Annotated in this window: 1 protein-coding gene; it reads right to left on the bottom strand. The window is 68.0% G+C overall.

Annotated features, from left to right (window positions below):
- Window positions 1–97: 97 nt before the first annotated feature.
- Window positions 98–316 (bottom strand): ATP-binding protein (locus tag IG05_RS49875; RefSeq protein ID WP_037816052.1); only part of this gene is annotated, 219 nt, incomplete at its 5' end.

The following is a 316-nucleotide window of genomic DNA, read 5'->3' as shown; positions in this document are numbered from 1 at the left end:
CTACACAGCTCAAGGCCGAACAGCCCGCGCAAGCGCCGTCGATTCCCAAGCTGGGAGCGGGAGTTCGGTCCGCCTTCGGCCGAAGGCTGTCGTCTCCTCATGCCGTAGGACCAGGCTGGGCAACCGTGTCGGCGGGTATGACCTGCTCAGTCCAGATGATCTTGCCGGTCGCCGTGTATCGCGTGCCCCATCGCTGTGCGAGCTGGGCCACGATCAGCAGGCCCCGTCCTCCCTCGTCGGTGGTTCGGGCGTGGCGCAGGCGCGGTGACGTGCTGCTGGCGTCGGAGACCTCGCAGATCAGGCCGCGGTCCCGGAT

Origin of the sequence: Streptomyces sp. NRRL S-1022, from assembly GCF_000720135.1 — a bacterium.
In the GTDB taxonomy this organism is placed as follows: Bacteria; Actinomycetota; Actinomycetes; order Streptomycetales; family Streptomycetaceae; genus Streptomyces.
Note: the sequence above shows the minus strand (reverse complement) of the source record. Positions and strands in the feature narration are given on the sequence as shown.